Source organism: Oceanobacillus sp. GQ8, from assembly GCF_059758495.1.
On sequence record NZ_JCAXEV010000006.1, the window covers coordinates 163,163 to 183,253 of the forward strand.

General features: G+C 40.2%; 14 protein-coding genes and 1 pseudogene. 8 read left to right on the forward strand and 7 right to left on the reverse strand.

The window, feature by feature from the left end; translation table 11 throughout:
- Window position 1: 1 nt before the first annotated feature.
- The 4 genes from tenA to thiE all read left to right on the forward strand — a co-directional run bounded on the left by tenA (window position 2) and on the right by thiE (window position 3,027).
- On the forward strand, window positions 2-688 hold the full coding sequence (gene tenA, locus AC6CHS_RS17950) for a thiaminase II (RefSeq protein ID WP_498238095.1): 687 nt from the start codon (window positions 2-4) through the stop codon (window positions 686-688).
- The gene (gene thiD / locus AC6CHS_RS17955; RefSeq protein WP_498238096.1) at window positions 688-1,488 is read left to right on the forward strand and encodes a bifunctional hydroxymethylpyrimidine kinase/phosphomethylpyrimidine kinase; all 801 of its coding nucleotides are present in this window, start codon (window positions 688-690) and stop codon (window positions 1,486-1,488) included. Before tenA ends, thiD begins: the two co-directional genes overlap by 1 nt.
- Before the next feature lie 148 nt (window positions 1,489-1,636).
- Window positions 1,637-2,413, forward strand: a complete 777-nt coding sequence (thiM, locus tag AC6CHS_RS17960; RefSeq protein WP_498238097.1) for a hydroxyethylthiazole kinase — start codon at window positions 1,637-1,639, stop codon at window positions 2,411-2,413.
- The gene (thiE, locus tag AC6CHS_RS17965) at window positions 2,413-3,027 is read left to right on the forward strand and encodes a thiamine phosphate synthase (RefSeq protein WP_498238098.1); all 615 of its coding nucleotides are present in this window, start codon (window positions 2,413-2,415) and stop codon (window positions 3,025-3,027) included. The genes thiM and thiE overlap by 1 nt, the downstream gene beginning before the upstream one ends.
- 203 nt (window positions 3,028-3,230) lie before the next feature.
- Here thiE and AC6CHS_RS17970 read toward each other — a convergent pair whose 3' ends face one another.
- Both AC6CHS_RS17970 and AC6CHS_RS17975 read right to left on the reverse strand, forming a co-directional pair.
- Window positions 3,231-4,448 (reverse strand): IS110 family RNA-guided transposase, encoded by a 1,218-nt coding sequence (locus AC6CHS_RS17970; protein ID WP_498238099.1) that lies wholly within the window; start codon window positions 4,446-4,448, stop codon window positions 3,231-3,233.
- A 663-nt stretch (window positions 4,449-5,111) separates the two neighbouring features.
- On the reverse strand, window positions 5,112-5,849 hold the full coding sequence (locus tag AC6CHS_RS17975; RefSeq protein ID WP_498238100.1) for a MerR family transcriptional regulator: 738 nt from the start codon (window positions 5,847-5,849) through the stop codon (window positions 5,112-5,114).
- Window positions 5,850-6,049: 200 nt separating this feature from the next.
- Between AC6CHS_RS17975 and AC6CHS_RS17980 the strand changes: the two genes are divergently transcribed.
- Window positions 6,050-6,556 (forward strand): hypothetical protein, encoded by a 507-nt coding sequence (locus tag AC6CHS_RS17980; RefSeq protein ID WP_498238101.1) that lies wholly within the window; start codon window positions 6,050-6,052, stop codon window positions 6,554-6,556.
- Window positions 6,557-6,637: 81 nt separating this feature from the next.
- Window positions 6,638-6,826 carry a hypothetical protein gene (locus AC6CHS_RS17985; RefSeq protein WP_498238102.1) on the forward strand — a complete coding sequence of 63 codons (189 nt, stop codon included), beginning with the start codon at window positions 6,638-6,640 and terminating at the stop codon, window positions 6,824-6,826.
- Window positions 6,827-6,882: 56 nt separating this feature from the next.
- Here the strand turns inward: AC6CHS_RS17985 and AC6CHS_RS17990 are convergent, their stop codons facing one another.
- Both AC6CHS_RS17990 and AC6CHS_RS17995 read right to left on the reverse strand, forming a co-directional pair.
- Complete coding sequence (locus AC6CHS_RS17990) at window positions 6,883-8,430, reverse strand: BCCT family transporter (protein WP_498238103.1); 1,548 nt, start codon at window positions 8,428-8,430, stop codon at window positions 6,883-6,885.
- A gap of 296 nt (window positions 8,431-8,726) precedes the next feature.
- Entirely contained in the window at window positions 8,727-9,545 is an 819-nt protein-coding gene (locus AC6CHS_RS17995; RefSeq protein ID WP_498238104.1) for a squalene/phytoene synthase family protein, read from the reverse strand.
- Between the two features lie 294 nt (window positions 9,546-9,839).
- Here AC6CHS_RS17995 and AC6CHS_RS18000 point away from each other — a divergent pair, with 294 nt between their 5' ends.
- Entirely contained in the window at window positions 9,840-10,208 is a 369-nt protein-coding gene (locus tag AC6CHS_RS18000) for a carboxymuconolactone decarboxylase family protein (protein WP_379554866.1), read from the forward strand.
- 62 nt (window positions 10,209-10,270) lie between these two features.
- Here the strand turns inward: AC6CHS_RS18000 and AC6CHS_RS18005 are convergent, their stop codons facing one another.
- Together AC6CHS_RS18005 and AC6CHS_RS18010 are read right to left on the reverse strand one after the other, a co-directional pair.
- Window positions 10,271-11,764: a GGDEF domain-containing protein gene (locus AC6CHS_RS18005; protein WP_498238105.1), complete on the reverse strand. Its 1,494-nt coding sequence runs from the start codon at window positions 11,762-11,764 to the stop codon at window positions 10,271-10,273.
- Between the two features lie 358 nt (window positions 11,765-12,122).
- On the reverse strand, window positions 12,123-12,359 hold the full coding sequence (locus AC6CHS_RS18010; protein ID WP_498238106.1) for a hypothetical protein: 237 nt from the start codon (window positions 12,357-12,359) through the stop codon (window positions 12,123-12,125).
- 236 nt (window positions 12,360-12,595) lie between these two features.
- Between AC6CHS_RS18010 and AC6CHS_RS18015 the strand changes: the two are divergent.
- Window positions 12,596-12,691, forward strand: a pseudogene (locus AC6CHS_RS18015) (IS3 family transposase); the annotation flags it as partial.
- A gap of 55 nt (window positions 12,692-12,746) precedes the next feature.
- On the opposite strand, the gene AC6CHS_RS18020 reads toward AC6CHS_RS18015, so the two are convergent.
- Window positions 12,747-19,229 (reverse strand): isopeptide-forming domain-containing fimbrial protein, encoded by a 6,483-nt coding sequence (locus tag AC6CHS_RS18020; protein WP_498238107.1) that lies wholly within the window; start codon window positions 19,227-19,229, stop codon window positions 12,747-12,749.
- Between the last annotated feature and the right edge of the window lie 862 nt (window positions 19,230-20,091).

Sequence of the window (20,091 nt, forward strand, 5' to 3'; positions counted from 1 at the left end):
TATGAAATTCACAGAACAGTTAAGAAAAGAAAACGATGATCTTTTTCAGATGATTTTCGCGCATCCATTTGTCCAAGGAGTTGGAAAAGGTGAGATCTCAAAGGAAGCGCTCGCCCATTATATTAAAGCGGATTATGAATACTTGAACGCGTTTATGCAAATTTATGGAATTGCCCTCTCAAAGTCACAAGATCGGGAAGATATCGCTTATTTCTTCGATCAGATTAAATTTGTACTTCACGATGAAATTCATCCACATCGAAATTTCTGTGAGCATATTGGCGTAGAATATGAAGCATTACAAGGGCATTCACTTCCGCCTACTGCCGACCATTATATTAAACATATGATGTACCATGCTCAAATGGGTTCGTCTGGTGAGATTATCGGGGCTTTACTTCCCTGCCCATGGACATATCTAGAAATTGGCAAGAAATTAGTAGAACAATATCAACCTGATGAAAGTCATCCCTTTTACGATTGGATAACCTTTTATACTGGAGAAGAAATCGAGCACACAACGAATGAGTTACGCACTCGTCTAGATCGATTCGCTAACCAAAGTTCACTTGAAGAACAGGGAAAAATGAAAGAAGCCTTCCGGAAAAGTTGCCAGTTGGAGTTGAAATTTTGGGAGATGGCTTACACTTGTGAAGAATGGCCATCAGCTGAAAAGGGGAATCGCTAATGAAACACATACCTTGTGCGCTAACCATAGCCGGCACAGATCCAAGCGGGGGTGCTGGCATACAAGCTGATTTAAAAACCTTTCAGGAATTACAAACCTACGGGATGTCTGTTGTGACATCAGTCGTAGCCCAAAACACAACAGGTGTGCAGGATGTACATCACCTTCCAGTTGAATTTATTGAGCAACAACTCGAATCTGTGCTTTCTGATATGCCGGTGCATGCCCTCAAAACGGGAATGATTGCAAATGAGCCCATGATGGAAGTTATTGCGAGGTATATAACTAAAACCAAGAAGGAAGTTGCTTATGTCATGGACCCTGTAATGGTAGCAACAAGTGGCGATCCTCTCATTGTTGAAGAAGCACGCCATTTTCTAAAAAAGGAGCTGCTTCCACTGACAACTATTGTTACCCCCAACCTTCCAGAAACGGAGTTTATTACGGGAAGACAAATAGAGTCAACAGAAGATATGAAGGAAGCTGCTGCTTATATAGTGGATGAACTGGGAGCTGGTGCAGCACTTATTAAGGGCGGACATCTTCAGGGAAAAGCAGTAGATTTCCTTTTTGATGGCCATCGCATATATACGTTTTCTGAGGAACGCATTAACACAAAGAATACACATGGCACAGGGTGCACCTATTCTGCGGCAATAACCGCTAACTTAAGTAAAGGTTTATCGCTTTATGAAGCTGTTTTGCATGCGAAGAATTTTGTTACGGAAGCAATACGCTATTCCTTTCCAATTGGGACTGGAAATGGTCCTACCAACCATTGGGCGACAAGGATAAAGTGAAACTCAGTGGGGGGGTTCTATCTTCCCCACTGATTGTTAGTTGAACGAATCGGGGTGTTAGCGTCCGTTTACTCCCTCTTAAATATCACGGTTTGAAGTGGGATTCTTACGGACGGTTGCACCGGGATAAAGGAGGAAAAGATAAGCAATGAACGCTGAACTAGTCAAAGACGTAAGGAGAAACAATCCACTTATCCATCATTTAACAAACCAAGTCGTGATGAATTTCACAGCAAATGGACTACTGGCATTCGGCGGAGCTCCCGTGATGGCGAAAGCGGAGAAAGAAGTCGCCGACATGGCCTCAGCAGCTGATGGAGTATTAATTAATATTGGAACATTGACGCCTGAGGAACTGCCAGCCATGATAAAAGCGGGAATTTCTGCAAATAGAAAAGGAATACCTGTTGTACTCGACCCAGTTGGTGTGGCTGCAACTGATTTTCGTAAGGATGCGGTGAAGCAACTTACAGATGAAATCCAATTCACTGCTATTAAAGGCAATGCAGGAGAACTGGCTCATCTTGTAAGTACCCCCTGGGAAGCGAGAGGAGTGGATTCTGTGGGAGATGGTGATGCAAAGGAAGTTGTCCAAAGTGTAGCAGAAACCTTTCAAACTTCAGCCATTATCACTGGAAAAACAGATTTCATCTATACAGATGGCAATCTATACACAAATGATTCTGGTCACCCTTTACTAGGAAAAATAACTGGAGCAGGTTGCTTGCTTGGTTCGATAATTACAGCTTGTTTATCTACCGGTTATGCTGCGAAAGATAGTCTGCTAACCGCCGTTTCCTTTTATGGGCATGCCGCTGAATTTGCAGCACAACAGCATAATGTGGCGGGTCCTGGTAGCTTCTTACCTATGTTTATTGATGCATTAACCTTGGACCCCGCGCAATTGCTAGAAAGGAAGATTTAATGGAGGCACAACTACTTCGCAAATATTTCATAATGGGCAGTCAAGATTGCGAGAGAAACCCAGTAGATATCTTAACAGAGGCAGCTCAAGCAGGGATTACGGCCTTTCAATTTCGCGAAAAAGGCCCTGGCTCTCTAATGGGGTTAAAAAAGGTAATGCTAGGAAGGCAGCTAAGAAAGATTTGTTACCAGCACTCCATCCCTTTTATTGTTAACGATGATTTAGAGCTTGCAGAGGTCTTAGATGCAGATGGAATCCATGTCGGCCAAGACGACGTCAACGCAGAAGAGGTGCGCGCTCGATTTCCTGATAAAATGATCGGCTTATCCATATCCACCGTAACAGAGCTTAACCAGAGTCCTTTATCTGTTATTGATTACCTCGGAGCTGGACCTGTTTTTCCAACTGGGACAAAAAGGGATGCAAAAACACCTGTTGGTACGAAATGGATATCTCAAGTTCGAAAACAGCTACCACATATACCGCTCGTTGGGATTGGAGGCATTACCACCACTTCAGCTAGCGATGTTATGGAAGCTGGAGCAGATGGTGTTGCTATCATATCTGCCATCACCAAGGCATCAGACATACAAAAAGCCGTAAATCAGTTATAATTACTCAAAGTGCAAGCATCCTTTTAGATTTCCTAGACAACTAGAAAGGGGGTGGGACATAACGTCCCAGCCCTTTTCCTACGATTAGTCAAGTGTAAAATCATGATAGTGTTTTTTCTACTCAAGCCATATTTTTGCATAGGAAATAGACCTCAGCAATTCGCATTTTTTTAACTGAGGGTTTTATGGTATAATTCTATATATTATTGGTCCAAAGAGACCGCGTACGTATAATCGTACTTTGTATTATTCTTGACCATGGAATAGATACATTTCAGTAGCTTATTCATGCAGGCTACAGTGGCAACCTTATCCTTTTTGGGTACTGGTTGCTTCTTTAATTTGTAATAATAATCCACGATATGATTGGGTGCTGCTTTTTGTTGGCGAATCATATTTCTAACAATGAAATATAGAATTTTTCTGCCTTTAGGATTTCCACGTTTATTGATATGATCGAGTCCAATGTGTTTACCTGATTGATATCTTCGGATATCAATTCCAATAAAGGCGTTTACTTTTTTATGATTTGAAAAGCGAGATAGATCTCCAAGCTCGCTAATGAAAAGTGCAGCGCTAATGTCACCAATTCCTGGGAAACTTATTAGTAGTTTGAATTCAGGAAGCATTTTGGCATTATCTATTAACTGATTAGAAATCAGTTCTTTATCTGCCAATAGATGAATTAATTGTTGTGCGTAATACTGAACTTTACGTGTTTGAACACTGGTTGAAGAAACGGCCGGATAAGAATTCGTGGCATAATCTATTATCTGACTTGCCTTTTCTTTTGCGCGTCTTTCCGAAATTTTTTTCGTAGTACTTTTTATCAATCGGTTTTTAATTTTTGTTTGACTTGATTCTAAAACCAGTTCAGGATGAGGATATAATTCTATTAAGGTTAAGGCATAAGGTGTAATTCTACTCGAGAAAAATTGTTCAAGTTCTGGAAAGCTTAATTGAAGTGCATTGTGTAAGTACATACGAGTACGTTTTATTTCTTCTTCAACTTCTTGATAGAAACGCGATAGGTCGCGAAGTTCATGATAAATATCTGGTTGGTGTGATTTTTCTATTCGGTGATTATATGGATGAACTTGTGCCAGTTTATGAGCATCCTGCTTGTCTGTTTTCCAGCTTCTCAAAGTACCACTTTCTAATTGTTTCTTCGCCTCAAGAGGGTTCAACAAACAATAACGTAGCTGATTCTTTTGACAAAAAGTTTCCACTGGTTTTGAATAAATTCCTGTTGATTCAAAGACAAGAATGGGTTCTTTAGGAAGAAGTTGAATTTCATTAAGCAATGCTTGAAACCCTTCCTTATTGTGAAGAATTTCTTCTTCTGACAGACAAGTCTGACCCTCATATACGACTTTAAAACTTTTCCCCATCGAAACATCTAAAGCAATAACTAATCCCAATGTCTTTCCTCTCTTCTTTATAGCATTTGAAAGATCTTCACTTATTCATTTCGATTCCAATTTCCTATACACGAGTTCAATGGCCCCAACATACTTAAATCTGATTCAAAAATGAAAGTGAAGAAGCTCCGTTTTAAATACGGATTCGAAATCCCTAAGGCTTTGGTCGAGCTTTCTTTCACTTCTCACTATAACTCTAAAAAAGAAAAATAGTGGGTAAAGTCATCCGTCGATGACCTTACCCACTAATCTTAGTATGTTTTAAAACGCGGACACTAAAATAAGAAAAAAGTCTGCTTAATTACCGCTACGGAAAATGCTCCGCTTTCCGTGGGCACGGCATTAGTCTCGGGCCAACAGGATGTTGGTCACGAAGGCGTTGCCACAGGACGTGGCGCTCTTAGCCTTTGTTCCTTCGCTTCTTGCGGGGCCTTCGGACTCGTGCTGTTCCCACTGGACAAGTAAGGCTTCGTCAGCGGTTCATCGCACGCAGAAAATGCGAATGCATTTTCAAGGAGTCTTCACACCTTCCTTCGCTAAAGTGTGATTAAGATACAAAAAGATTAGGGACTATCCGGAAGTATTCGAACCTTTTCTACAATACTCCCTAAGCGTCCGGTTTTTTCTTGTTTAATTTCTTATGTCCCAGCCTCTTCCAATTTTTCACTTCCTTTTATCTGCATATATCGCCATCGCATCACGCATAAATGCTGCAAGACCATCCCCAAACTGATCAATGTTTTTGGTGAACCGCTGATCGTCTACATACATCTGGCCAAGTCCTTTAAATGCTTCAAGCGAATAAGAACCCATTTCATTCAAGAAGTTGAACCACACTCCAATTTTCTCTTGTGCAATGTCCGAACCTGGATCTAGGTGACGTACCGCAGCCAACTCTGTGTATATGGCATTGAATTTCTTCTCGAAGTTCTTTTTTTCACCTTCAGACATGTTGTTTAGCTTTTCATTCGATTCATCTACTGCTTTATCTCCCCACCGTTTACGGGCTTCTTCCTCATAGGGGTTCTTGCTAAAATCAAATCCTTCAAACTTCTCTTTTGCGCTCATTGTTCGCTCTCCTTTCGAATACTGAATCGTTTTATCGATCGTTCTCATCATTTTGTCAATCCTATTTCTTTTTTCCAGCAGCATTTTTCGCTGTAAAGCTAGTGCCTCTTTTTCATCAAAGGATGGATCTGTGATAATCTCCTTGATTTTCTTCAAAGGAAAGTCCAGTTCTCTAAAAAATAAAATCTGTTGTAGTTTTTCAAGATCTTTTTCGGAATACATTCGGTAGCCGGCATCTGTTATTTCTTCAGGCTTTAATAATCCAATCGCATCATAATGATGCAGTGTGCGCACACTGATTCCTACTAAATTAGCCACTTCCTTTACTTTCAATGATGATTCCCTCCTTCAATAACTACAATAAAGTATAACGTAACGTTAGAGTCAAGAAGAAAAATGCCCTTTTAAAAATATACGGATAAGACAATAAAACCAATACACAGGAGCAGGGCATTCGCCCATTTTTCATATAGCTATCCCAAAATAGACGATTAACCATATATTATATCGAGTACATTTGAGGAGGTAACATATTGACTTATTATAATCAACCACCATACGATGAAGATGAGGAAAGACAATTAAATTTCCCAGGACAGATTATCGGGGGGTTATTCGGCCCCGGAGGAGGGGTTCCGGGTGGGCCTGGCAATCAAGGTCCAGGAGGATTTCCAGGGTTTCCGGGACAAGGTTTCCCTGGTAGCGGAGGCGGATTTCCTGGCCAAGGAGGATTTCCTAGCTCAGGAGGAGGTTTCCCAGGTCAGCCCGGAACAGGACCAGGGCAGTCTGGAGGCGCACCAACTACCCCGCCACCATCCTTTCAACCAGTTCAGCCACAAGCGCAATTGTTTGCAATTGATCCTGGTGCAATCCGTAGCTGCCTGTTCCGTTTCACTTATATCTGGATGCGTTGGCAGTCATTTTGGTTTTTCCCTACATTTGTAGGTAGAAATTCTATTTCTGGGTTTAGATGGACTGGAAATAGGTGGGTCTTTTTCGGCACCGACCTAGACAATGTGCAATCCTTTCAATGTTATTAGGTAGAACTTTATTTACCAAGGGCTCATGCACACCCTCCTCCCTCACTTTTTCATAGGATAAGATGAAGGGAGGAATCCAACGTGTATCAATTAGCTTTACTCTATTTAGCTTGTGTTCTCGCTGGCTTCGGACTCGCTAACTTGCCATCTTCCGCCATAGTTACTGCTGAAATCGCAAACATCTTTGACCTTGTTGGTGGCATTGCCATAATAGTGTTTGGTGTAGCTATACTTTACTTGGGATTTAAATCCCTATTCCACAAAAGATAGTACAAAAACAAAGACACCATCCTGTCTACTGGAGGTGTCTTTGCTCTTTATCAATCTTAATGCTTATTCATTTTCTTGCTCATTTCTCTTTGCCAAATCAACCCTTGTTCAATGGCCATTTTTCTAGCAATTTTCGGCGCATTCCACAATGGCGGAAGCAGGAGTAATGATACAGGTACTGCGGTTATTACAATTGAATTTTGGATAGAAGAAATACTGTCCTCACCTATGGAAAGAATAACAGCTGTTGTAAGTCCAAAAATGATCGCCCAAAATACGCGTAACCATCTTCTAGGACTGTCATTTCCCGTAAGTGTTGCAGCTACAGTATAAGACATGGTATCCACTGTTGTTGCAACAAAGACAACAGATACAATAAGAAATCCTAGCCCTATCCATGTACCCAGTGGTAGCTGATCTGAAATTGCCATAACGGCAGCAGGCATACCACCTTCACTCAGAGCTCCAGAAACAGATCCCGGATTTTCGGTTTCAAAGAATAGCCCTGTTCCACCAACTACTGAAAACCAGAAATTATTTACTAATGGTGCAACAATAGATACAGCAATAATGAGTTCCCTAATCGTTCTACCACGAGAAATACGACTAATAAAGACAATTAACATTGGAGCATAACCGATAAACCATCCCCAGAAAAAGATCGTCCAGGCACCCAGCCAAGCGCTATCGCCTCGGAACATACTCATGGTAAAGAAATTCTGAATATGATACCCTGTTCCACCTACAAAACCATCTAAAATAAACATTGTCGGTCCAATAATTAAAACAACAATTGCTAAGAATATTGTTAGACCAACATTATAACGACTAAGTGTCAAGATCCCTCTATCTACACCAGTGGCCGCAGAAATAGCTGCAATTACTGCCAACCCTAAGACTACGGTAATACTTAAGGTCAATGTATTGGGCACTTCAAATAAATGGTGTAATCCATAAGAAATTTGCAATCCAAGAAATCCTAAAGGTCCAAGTGTCCCTGCAACCGTTGCGATAATGGAAAAGATGTCTGCAGAGGATCCAAGAATACTTTTATGATAAATTTTCTCTCCGAAGATAGGGAAGAGTAACCCTCTGGGGCGCAGTGGAAACCCTCTATTATAATGAACATACATCATTACAATCGTTGCGAGTGTACCTAGAATTGCCCAGGCAGTGAATCCCCAATGCATAAATGATTGTGCTAACGCGGCATTAATATTATTAAACTCTCCTCCACCAAATAAAGGCGGTGTGGTCATATAGTGATACATTGGTTCAGAAGCAGCCCAGAAGACTCCTCCGCTCGCCAATAAGGTTACTAAAATCATTGCAACCCAACGAAAATAACTATACTTTGGCTTATCTTGCTTGCCCAATTTTACTTTTCCATACTTTGATATGGCTAGTCCAATTCCGATAAAGAAGTTCCCTAACAGTAACAACTGCCAATAGGCTCCGAAGAACGTTGCAGAGTAACTAAATAAGTTGTTGATTGCACTACCAACCATGTCACTGTTAATTAATGAAAGTACGATAAATGCAGTTAGAAAACCACCGCTAATTATGAACACTGGCCAATCTAACTTTTTTGATTTACGTTTCACGCTTTTCCTCCTAATTTTTTAGGAGCAAGTGTCTAAAATTGGTTGTTAGCTTTGTCATTTAAGACCGTTGGATGGAAGTTGATTATTGTTATTATAGTAAATAACCCTTGACGAAGTTCCACCAGCTTGCCCTTTTTTATAACACAGGTCAATATTATAGTCTAAATTAGCTAATTGGTCAAAAAATTACTATAATTTATACATGTGTTTTTACCTATTTTTTGCACCATTTATAAAATATATGCCGGGCAATACATAATTATTATTTCCTGAAACATCGTCAACTATTTCTATTGCTATTCTTTTATAATTTCATCAACTGTTTCTTCAACCTCACTACGTGACATTTTTTCTTTTCCATTCTGCATCGAACTAAGCGTTCTTTTTGCTAAAGCTAAAGGAATTTTACAGAAGTGTAAAATATGTCGTGTGTGAATTGATTTTATGTAGGTATCTGCCTTATCAAGGTTTTCACTGGCATATGCAAACAAATCATCTCGGTTCCATCCATCAGGGATAAACGTGACCCCGCGTTCGGCATCTTCTTCTTGATTGCGTAGCATATTAACAGCTTGGAGACCTCTTCCATAGCCGATTGCCAATTCTCTATCTGTAATCGTTCCATCATACCATTCCCATATATCTGATAACATGACACCAACAAGACCTGCAACATAGTATGTATAATCATCCAAGTCCTCTTCCGTATTCACTACCCAATCGCGTGCTGCCCAGTCTGCCATTCCTTTAGCCATAATACCCGTAGATTCTAAAACTTTATCGACAATTCCTGTTGGGCACACTTCAATCCATTCGCCCAGTCTTAATGTTACCTCTGGCAGAATCTCTTCATAGGGTGCCAGCAGCTCGTTATAGGCCTGTTGGTCAAATTTATTTAGTAGAAGGATACTGATAGCGTTCAGCAATGCTCGTTTTTTACTATTATCTAGTGCTTCATGATCTTCTATTTCATCAATGGCCCGCATGCACAAATAAGCAGAACCCACCGTCATTTTAAGTGGTTGCTTTAGAAGTGTAATCGGTATGTAAAATGTTCTACTTGTTTGTTTAAGGACACGCATGGCGTCTTTCTCTAAACCTGTTTTCTTAATCAATGGTTACTTCCTCCCTTTACTTCCTTGAGGTACCTTAAGTATACCAACCCTCACATGCTTATGCCACTTTCCACAATAGTAAACGTAAATTAAAGTAAATTGTAATAGGTTCTTTATCCTAGAGTTGATAAATCCCCCGGCATGACTTCCAAATTTTCACACACATATTTTTTCCTCTTTCTAGAAAGCTATAAAAAAACGGGGCCTTTTGCAACTGGCTTATTATGTTTGAACAATTCTTTTACCATTAAGCTTTTAGTTAGCAATATTGCCATTTGAGATGGAGGGAATCACATGGATTCACGCGAAGAAGAAATCGTAAATTATTTTGATCAATCAATTTTAGAGTTTAAAGAAGGAACCAGTCGCTTTGAAGCAAAACTTCCTAAAGTGACAAAGGGATACTTCGAATTTACAGAAGCATGCTTTGATAAAGGAGCTATTGCAAAGAAAGAAAAGCAGCTAATAGCGCTTGGCATTAGTATTTATGCCCAAGATGAATATTGCATTATGTACCATACAAAAGGATGCGTGGAAAATGGCGCCTCAGAAGAAGAATTTATGGAAGCCATTGCCGTAAGTGCGGCAGTAGGTGGCGGAGCTGCATTTTCTCAAGGCGTGACCCTAGCAATGGACACCTTTGACTACTTTACCCAGAAGTAAAGAAAAGCGCAGCGTGCCCGCATGAAAAAAGCTGTCAAAAGGGGAATAGTCTTCTGACAGCTCTACATATTTTTCGCATATGATTTCGTGGCATCATACACACAGTATTGGTTTTTCCCTTTTTCTTTTGAACCATATAAGGCAATATCTGCCTTTTTATATAATGTTTCAATATCAATCCCATCCTGCGGCGTCACGCTAATCCCGATACTTGCTGTCAGAGAAATACCGCTTTCTTCTGTAACAGACTGAAATAGGTTTGAAATTGATTGAAGTAGTCTTTCAGCAACATTGCTTGCATCATTCACATTTGTATTAGGCAATACAATAATAAATTCATCTCCACCCATACGAATTGCTGTGTCTTCCTGACGACAGTTATTGCGAATGCAGGACGCTAGTTTAATCAGCAATTCATCTCCTTTGTCATGGCCCAATATGTCATTTACATTTTTAAAATGATCCAAATCAACCATTAGAATTGCCGTTTCTTGTCTATCCTTTATTCTCTTTTCCATAATCTCCTCAAATGCAGTACGGTTTTTTAATCCTGTCAATTGATCGTGAAACGCCATATACATTGGCCTTGCCACCCATTTTGAAATGAGCAGAGCGAGAATGATGGTCACTACAAATACGATCGCCAGCTGCCAAATAAAAATCGTTCGGTTTCTTTCTAAAATCGCCCCTAGTCCTTCATGATTATAACTAATTTCCACTACCCGATTGGTAGAAATACCTTGCGTATTATCAGCTGAATAGTAGATAAATCGAAATAAAGCGGGGTTTCCACCCCATTCCCCTTCCACTTCAGCTGTGCTTCCCGAACGAATAACCTGATTAAATGCCTCTTGTCTATCCCCAGTGAGCAGGTTCTTGTCTGTTGGCGCCCCAAGCTTATACCCATCTATATTTAATACATTTATCTCATTAATTGCCTCATACTTATCCTCCAATTCCCGTATTACTTCAAGAAAATTAAACTCATTAAAAATACGTTTGTCAGCTAACGAATACCCCAATTCAATGATGTACTTCTTGTCTGGAGTCGGCATATAACTAAACTTTTTTAAATCCCCAGTCTTCTGTTGCACATCCAATTCGTCCACAGCAAATTCACCAGCTTGCCTTCGCTCGTCCAACAGGCTTGAAAAATCACTACAGCACGCTGAAAAATCCAGACCTTGATCTTCTGGAAAACTTGTATGTATGATGACATTATGTTCATTGATAATATAGAGATCCATTCCTATTTCTTCTTTAATCGCAGCAAAATCCCAATTCTTGAAAGAAGGATTAGTTTGATAGCGTTCTACCAATTCTTCTGTTCGTTCCTTCATTTCCTCTGTCGTATCATCATCAAAAATGCTATAAGCTTTATCTAGGTTACTCAGAGAGTCCATTACAATATCCTCTGTCTGTTGAATTTGCACCTGGTTATTGGTGATAGCTTCCCCCTTCAGCTTTATGTAATCAATAATGGCAATACTGAAGGAAATAATCAGAGCAAAGGTGATCATAGTAACAAATAGTTTTAATCGGAATCTCGCTTTCACGTCCCCACCTCTCTCATTATGATACTATGCTAATTATACTAAAAATTCAACTATCCATAGGAGAAAGTGCCCAATTTTTGGCTTATGCTAATCTTTTTAAGAAATGGCGTGTTTGAGCCCAGCCTTTACAGAAACGAACGAAAAAGACCCTAGATCGATGCATAAAAGAATGCAATCTAGGAGCCTGCTCCTCATTTATTTAGTTACCATTTTCGAGACACAAGCCGAATAAACATTCTTCCAATCAAGCATTGCGCGCTCATTCACATCAAATTGCAGGTGATAATTTGGATACGTAGCTTGAAGTTCAGGATTTCCTCCCCCCTACAGTAAAATAAACACCAGGAACTTCTTTTTGCTAGAACGAAAAATTCTCACTCCCCATCATCGGGTTATGCTGAATGGAATAGTCATTGCCAAATATCTCTATCCAAATGGAAGGACAATCTTTCACATATCCCTGTCCTTCGCATGTTGATTTTGTCATTTGTTTCATAGCTTGTTCCATTATAGTCCGCGCTTCCTCGTCATAGGTTCGTACTGTCCCTTTGATTACAGCAGTATCCGGGATAACATTGGTTGCTTCTCCACTCACAAAAGAACCTACTGTTAAAGCGGCAGCCTGCTGTGGATTGACACGTCTGCTAACAATTTACTGTAGGTTAACAAAAAGATGACTGCCCGTAACGGGGAATTTATCATTAAACATGGGAGGACTTGGCCCACCTCCGTATGAATACGTTGGAAAAATCTAGAAATCCAAAAGGACTTGCTTCGAAACTAATATAGGTTCCATCAACGACAATAGTTTTGCCGTTTAAAAAGGAGTAAGAAAAATATATTGAATACTACAATACGAAATGGATGAAGGCAAAATTTAAAATGAGTCCGGTGCAATACCGAACTCATTTTATCCAAGTTGCCTGATGAAGCTTTAGGGATCACTTCAGCAAGGAAAGGTTTTCTTTTAATATCAATTACTTTACGCTCTCTCTTTTCTTCTCCAATATAAGATTATAGACCCAACCATTAATAACAAGAGACCCGCCAATATTAAATTCATATTATTCGTAGCTGTTTTAGGTAATTCTTTACCCTCTACTGGTTCGTCGTTTACTTGTTTTGGATTTTCTGGATTTGGCTGCTTTGGCTGATCCTCCCCAACTTTCTCTGGTGTGGAAGCTTTTTCTTTCTCAATGACAATTTCCGCTGTCGGCTTTTCTGGCTTTTCCAAATTATCCGATTCTACTGTTGCCACATTCTCAATCGTTTGGCTAAACTGACCAGATTGTACTGTTGCTTGGAACGTTACCGTACGCCATTCCGTATCTGTGACATGTCCAAAGGCTGCGGTTATCGTCCCATCCTCGATATCGGCTGTTCCTCCATGACTTGATTCAAGGCTTCCCTCTACATACGTCAATCCTTCTGGCAATACATCGGAAATGACTAGGTTTTCTAGTACACTTTCCTTCACTGTATTACGTGCCCGTATCGTATAAACAACCGTATCTTCAACCTCATAAATCTCTTTATTATCTTCTAAATTCTTAGCCGTTTTTTCAGACCCTATTTTGGGCTGACGTGGATAGACTAGCACTATTTCATTTGGCTTATCCGGGTCGTCGATATTGTCTCCATTTACTGTTGCGATGTTTTCAATATCTTTACTTGTCTGGCCTTCTCCGACTACCACCTGGAAGGTTAATGAATGCCATTCGGTATCGGTGATATCTCCAAATTCTCCGAAGATGTCCCCATCTACACTATGTCCGGCATCGTCACCTTCTTCATCCGTAACGGCTTCCCCGTCTACGGTGAGCGTTCCTGTCACGTATTCTAATCCTTCTGGGAGGGTGTCACGGATCGTAAGATTGGCCACCAGACTATCTTCTATCGTATTTCGTGTTTGAATCGTATACGTTAAAATGTCGCCCACTTCCGGATGGTTGGCATTCGTATTTCCTTCGGCTTTTTCATGGATTTCTGATGATTTCTCCGACTCTAGTTTCGGTTCCTTCGGTTCCACGATAATTTCATTCTCTGGTGTGTCCGGGTCATCAATATTATCTCCACCTACCGTTGCCATGTTTTCAATTGTCTTGCCGGATTGACCGGGAGCAATAGTTACTTGAAATATTATCGTACGCCATTTTGTATCCGTAACATCCCCAAAGGTTGCGGTTATCGTACCTTCCTCCATATCGGCTATTCCTTCATGACTTAATTCGAGACTTCCCTCTATATACGTCAGCCCTTCTGGTAATTCATCAGAAATCTCGAAGTTCTCCACGACACTTTCACTTACCGTATTACGGGATTCGATTCTATACTCAATCGTATCCCCAACCTGGAATTTTTCCGCGTCCGTGTTACCCTCTCCTTTTTCTACGATGCTCGATGTTTTTTCGGATTCCAAGTTTGGTTTACGTGGATAAATCTGCACTTCTTCACTCGGTTTATCCGGATCATCAATATTATTTCCATCGACGGTTGCAATGTTTTCAATATCTTTACTTGTCTGGCCTTCTCCGACTACCACTTGGAAGGTTAATGAATGCCATTCGGTATCTGTGACATCTCCAAACTGTCCGAAAATGTCCCCATCTAGACTATGTCCGGCATCGTCACCTTCTTCATCCGTAACGGCTTCCCCGTCTACGGTGAGCGTTCCTGCCACATATTCCAATCCTTCTGGAAGGGTGTCACGGATCGTAAGATTGGTCACAAGGCTATCTTCTATCGTGTTACGTGTTTGAATCGTATACGTTAAAATGTCTCCCACTTCCGGATGGTTGGCATTCGTGTTTCCTTCGGCTTTTTCATGGATTTCTGATGATTTCTCCGACTCTAGTTTCGGTTCCTTCGGATCCACGATAATTTCATTCTCTGGTGTATCCGGGTCATCGATATTATCTCCACCTACCGTTGCCATGTTTTCAATTGTCTTGCCGGATTGGCCGGATTCGATGACAACTTGGAACGTTACCAAACGCCATTCAGTATCCTTAACATCTCCAAAAACTGCGGTTATCGTTCCCTCCTCCATGTCGGCTGTTCCTTCATGGCTTGTTTCCATGCTTCCCTCTACATATGCCAATCCTTCTGGCAACACATCGGAAATCACGAAGTTTTCCACGACACTTTCCCTTATTGTATTTCGAGATTGGATCGTATATTCAATCGTATCACCGACTTGGTATTTTTTCGTGTCTGTATTTCCTTCAGCTTTTTCGGCAATGCTAGAAAACTTATCGGAGTCTAGTAATGGATTTCGTGGATAAACGAGCACTTCTTCACTCGGCTTATCCGGGTCGCCGATATTGTCTCCATCTACTGTTGCGATGTTTTCAATATCTTTACTCGCCTGGCCTTCTCCGACTACGACTTGGAAGGTTAACGTGTGCCACTCGGTATCGGTGATATCTCCAAATTCTCCGAAGATGTCACCTTCTACACTATGTCCGGCATCGTCACCTTCCTCATCCGTAACGGCTTCCCCGTCTACGGTGAGCGTTCCTGACACATATTCCAATCCTTCTGGAAGGGTGTCACGAATCGTAAGATTGGTCACCAGGCTATCTTCTATCGTATTACGTGTTTGAATCGTATACGTTAGAATATCACCAACTTCCGGATGTTCCGCATCGGTATTCCCTTCTAATTTTTCTGTAATATTAGACGTTTTCCCCGATTCTAATTTTGGTTCACGTGGTTCAACTAAAACTTCTTCACTTGGCTTATCTGGATCATTGATATTATCTCCATCCACGGTTGCCGTATTTTCGATGGTCTGACCAGACTGACCAGAATCAATGGTTGCTAGGAACGTTACGATTCGCCATTCGTTATCGGTGACATCTCCAAAACTTGCCATTAGTGTTCCAGCTTCCATCGTTCCTGTTCCTTCATGGCTTACTTCTAAGCTATCTTTTACATAGGAAAGGCCTTCTGGTAGTACGTCAGAAATAACGAAGTTCTCTACAACACTCTCCTTTACCGTATTACGGGATTGGATGGTGTATTTAATCGTATCACCGACTTGAAATTTGTCCGGATCGGTATTTCCTTCACCTTTTTCAGCAATGCTAGAAAACTTATCGGAGTCTAGTAATGGATTTCGTGGATAAACGAGCACTTCTTCACTCGGCTTATCCGGGTCGCCGATATTGTCTCCATCTACTGTTGCGATGTTTTTAATATCTTTACTCGCCTGACCTTCTCCGACTACGACCTGGAAGATTAACGTGTGCCACTCGGTATCGGTAATATCTCCAAATTCTCCGAAGATGTCGCCATCTACATTATGTCCGGCATCATCGCCTTCTTCATCCGTGACGGCTTCTCCATCAACGGTTAACGTACCTTCGACATATTCTAATCCTTCTGGGATCTCATCACGAATCGTCAGGTTTTCTACTAAGCTATCTTCTACCGTATTGCGTGTTTGAATCGTATACGTTAGAATATCGCCTACTTCCGGATGTTCTGTATCGGTATTCCCTTCTGCCTTTTCATGGATTTCCGACGTTTTATCCGACTCTAATACTGGATTTTGATATCTTAGTGGTGTATTTGTCTCATTCGATTCTGTCTCTTTTCTTTCATTCGTTAACAGATTGTCATAACCTACTTGAGCCTGATTGACAATCTCATTAATTTCGTTACTTACTAAAGCCTTTACTTTAAACTGAACGGTAACTCCATTTGGCAAATCATTAATGTTTGGCAGATTGCCTAACTCCACGATGACCTTTTCCCCATCAAAATGACCCACATCATCGCCTTCTTCATCGGTCAAGTCTCCCGTATCAGGGCCATCGATAATTTTTAATGAGCCTGGAACGTATTCGGTACCTTCTGGAATGGCATCCTCAAATACCGTGTTGGCAGCAACATCCCCGCCATTGTTTTTCACGGTTACTTCATACGTTAGTTCATCCCCAGCTACTACCTCTCCTTCTGGAGAAACACTTTTCTCTGCAACCACACATGGCTCTGTTCCTAAAAAGATTTCGTCTAAGAAGTTTCCAGCACCTAAACTACCACCACCAGTACTTGTTGCTTCAAAACCAAACCGTGTTATGGTTTGCCCTGCAGGCACTGTATAGGAGCCAGTATATGTTTCCCATGCCGAATTTCCTGAAGACATTTGCGTTTGTACCGTTGTATCATAAGGGTCATCTGTAGCTGATCCTATTCGAACCTGCATCTTGTCGACACCTTGACGTCCCATATGAGACAAGCGCCAATAGATGGTTTGTCCTGGGGTAGTCGCTACATCCTGATATAGTAACCCATTATCAAAAGCATTTAATTCTGCCCATCTGTCACCATCGGGTGGAGGTGGGAAATTGGTTACACCTGCAGGCATTCCCAATTTATAATTCCATTGCTCTATAAGCTTTACTCCTTGAGAATCGTCTGTTGTTGACCATCCCGGAACCTCATTTTCATAAAAGAAGATTCCTGAAGATTGATAAGAACCTCTTTCTGGCCCTTCCTCAAAACTACCATTAATTAACGCTACCGGTGCTTCACAAGCATTAGGAACAGGAAGACGTGGATAAATATCGACTTCTGCCTCTGGATTATCTGGTTCCGCATTCGATGCATCGACAGTTGCAATGTTTTCGATTGTTTCACCAGCTTGACCTGGCTGTACAGTTACTTGGAACTCAAGCGTATGCCAGTCGTTATCAATTATGTCTCCTAATTCTCCAACAATTTCATTATCGACAAATTGTCCTTTATCTTCATCTTCTTCATCAGTGACAGCTTCTCCATCTACCAATAGTGTTCCTGTCACATATTCCAATCCTTCTGGTATTGTGTCAGAAATAACTAGATTCTTTACAATGCTGTATTCTTCTACAGTGTTTCTCGTTTGAATCGTATAAGTCAGGATATCTCCTTCTTCAGGATTATTTACATCCGTATTACCTAACGATTTTTCGAAAATTTCCACTTGTTTCTCTGATTCTAGTACGGGTGGAAATGGATCGAATTGTGGTGTAACTCGTGAAGCTAAGTCGACAGATAGACCTCCATCATTCACAGACGTCAAGTAAGTTGTACTAAGAGTTACAGGATCAAGTATGAATAATGTAAAATAGGTATTAGTAGGACCAGAATTAAGTAACATCTCACCACTAGGTAAGAAACTAATTCCTCTGACCCCCCCCTCTAGTGGTGTACCATCTGCCTGTGTTATAGGAATAACACGTATAACTTCAGCAGTTTCAGGATTCATCTGTGCAATATAGGTATCTTGAGAATCAGATTGATTTGCAGCAAACCATAAATAACCATCACTATCAACTACCAGGTCCCCACCAACACTACTACCAGGATCATAACCAATAATTTCCTTAGATGATTTTTCCCCTGTGGTTAAATCATAAGTGCCTAGGTAGTACTTCCCGTCATCGTTATTTAAATACGAATGAAAATATTTATCTTTGTAAATTACCGCATTTGTAGCGCTCCCAGCTAGCGTATCCACAGGTTCAGCCGATCCATCAGGACTAATTCTATAAAGGCTTGTAGCCCTAGCTGCATACAAAAAATCTTCATTCTCCGATATAGCTAATCCATTAAAAGACGTGTAAGGTATACCTGTAATTGTAACGGTTCCTTTTACAACGGTTGGATCGTTACTATCTATTTGGTATATTTTTCCATTAGAAGCACTACCATATGAATCAACTTCATTAAGGGTAATTGACTGCGCGGATATTTCATCTTGATCTATTGATACATCTGAGTTTTCACTAGAAACAGAACTATCGTTTTTATTAACGAGTTGGCCATCGCTCTCCCTATCTGAATAACCGCCTTCGTCGTTTCCGGTCTCACCGTCTTCCTCTTTTGATTCGTTCGGCTTTAATACATCCTCTTTCTCCGCATCAACAGGTATAACAATGGCAGCGTTCGTTTCTAGAAGAGTATCATCATTAATTATAATTTGAGCAATGTTTTCAATTTTCTCTTCGGGTGTTGCTTCCTCTTTTATCACTGTTGTAATTTGTAATCTTACTTCCTTTTGTGGAAGTTCTCTTACTTGTTCCGCTGTCAATTCCAAGGATACATTCTGCCCATCTACCTCTACAGGATATGTCTCATTGAATTCACCGTCGATAAGGACCGATGTTTCCTGAACATCTAATCGTGTATCAAGCTCATCAGAGATCTTCATCGTTTCATAATTAGATAGATCCTTCGGCAAGACAACGTCTATATTATATAGGTGTTCTTCTCCTATGATTACCTCTTTACTCTCTTCCCCATCAATATTTTTTGACACAACTGGTTCCGGAATATCAGCACCCTCTGCAGACGCTAGAGGTGTCATATATGGTGAGGCACCACTTAAGATTACTAGTGTGGCCATGAATAGAATGAAGGGTTTCTGTAATCTGGATTTTATTTTCTTATTAATAAAACGCTTAGGCTTAGACTTCACTTATCGTTCCTCCCAATTAAAATTTAAGATAAAGTACAAAAATCAAATTTGTATGCTCTAAATTTATTTATATAATGTACTCGCTTCCTTTTCCCCTTTCCACTCCTTTCTCAAATTCATGGGACTTTATGTTCTGACTTTCATCCTCTACTGATATATGCTTTTTAAAAATTGGTAAGATAGCAGTATCCACCTTTAATTGATAATTAACACAATCAATAATTTTGGGAATATTTTGGATATTATAGGTTTACCGTTTATTTTTGTTGTAAACTTTAGCCTTAGTATTTTCCAGTAAGCTTTATTCACGTGAAGGAACTTTCGACTTACACTTCTAGTTAATAAATGCTGATTACACTTTCATGGATTAACACTTTTGTATCCCGGTCAGCTAAATGATTGTCAGGATTATAAATATATAAATCTTTATAGCCTTCTACTACCTTTACAACATTTACAGGTAATTGCTTTTTCGCGACCCTTTAGATAAGCCCATCAACTATTTGTGAAATCCTCGTGTCCTTAACAATCTAAATAGACTTCGAGCAAAAGGTAGAAAACTATTACAAAAACGCCATTACTTAAAATCTACTAAAAATTTATTTATGACCTCCTGATGATTTAAAATTAAGTATTGTTAATCTATTTAACATCTCCCTTTTTCGGCAATTTTCACCTTAACTCTACATTTTCCACTTAAATATATCAGAATTCTGATATGGATAAAAGAGGAATTTTAGAATAATTATATAGATTCTAATAAACACAACTTTAGTCGGGGGACTAACTAATTATAGATGAACTAAAGTTTAAACTAGACTACCCAAGAACGCACATTCCCCATCCCTTCCAATATTCAATA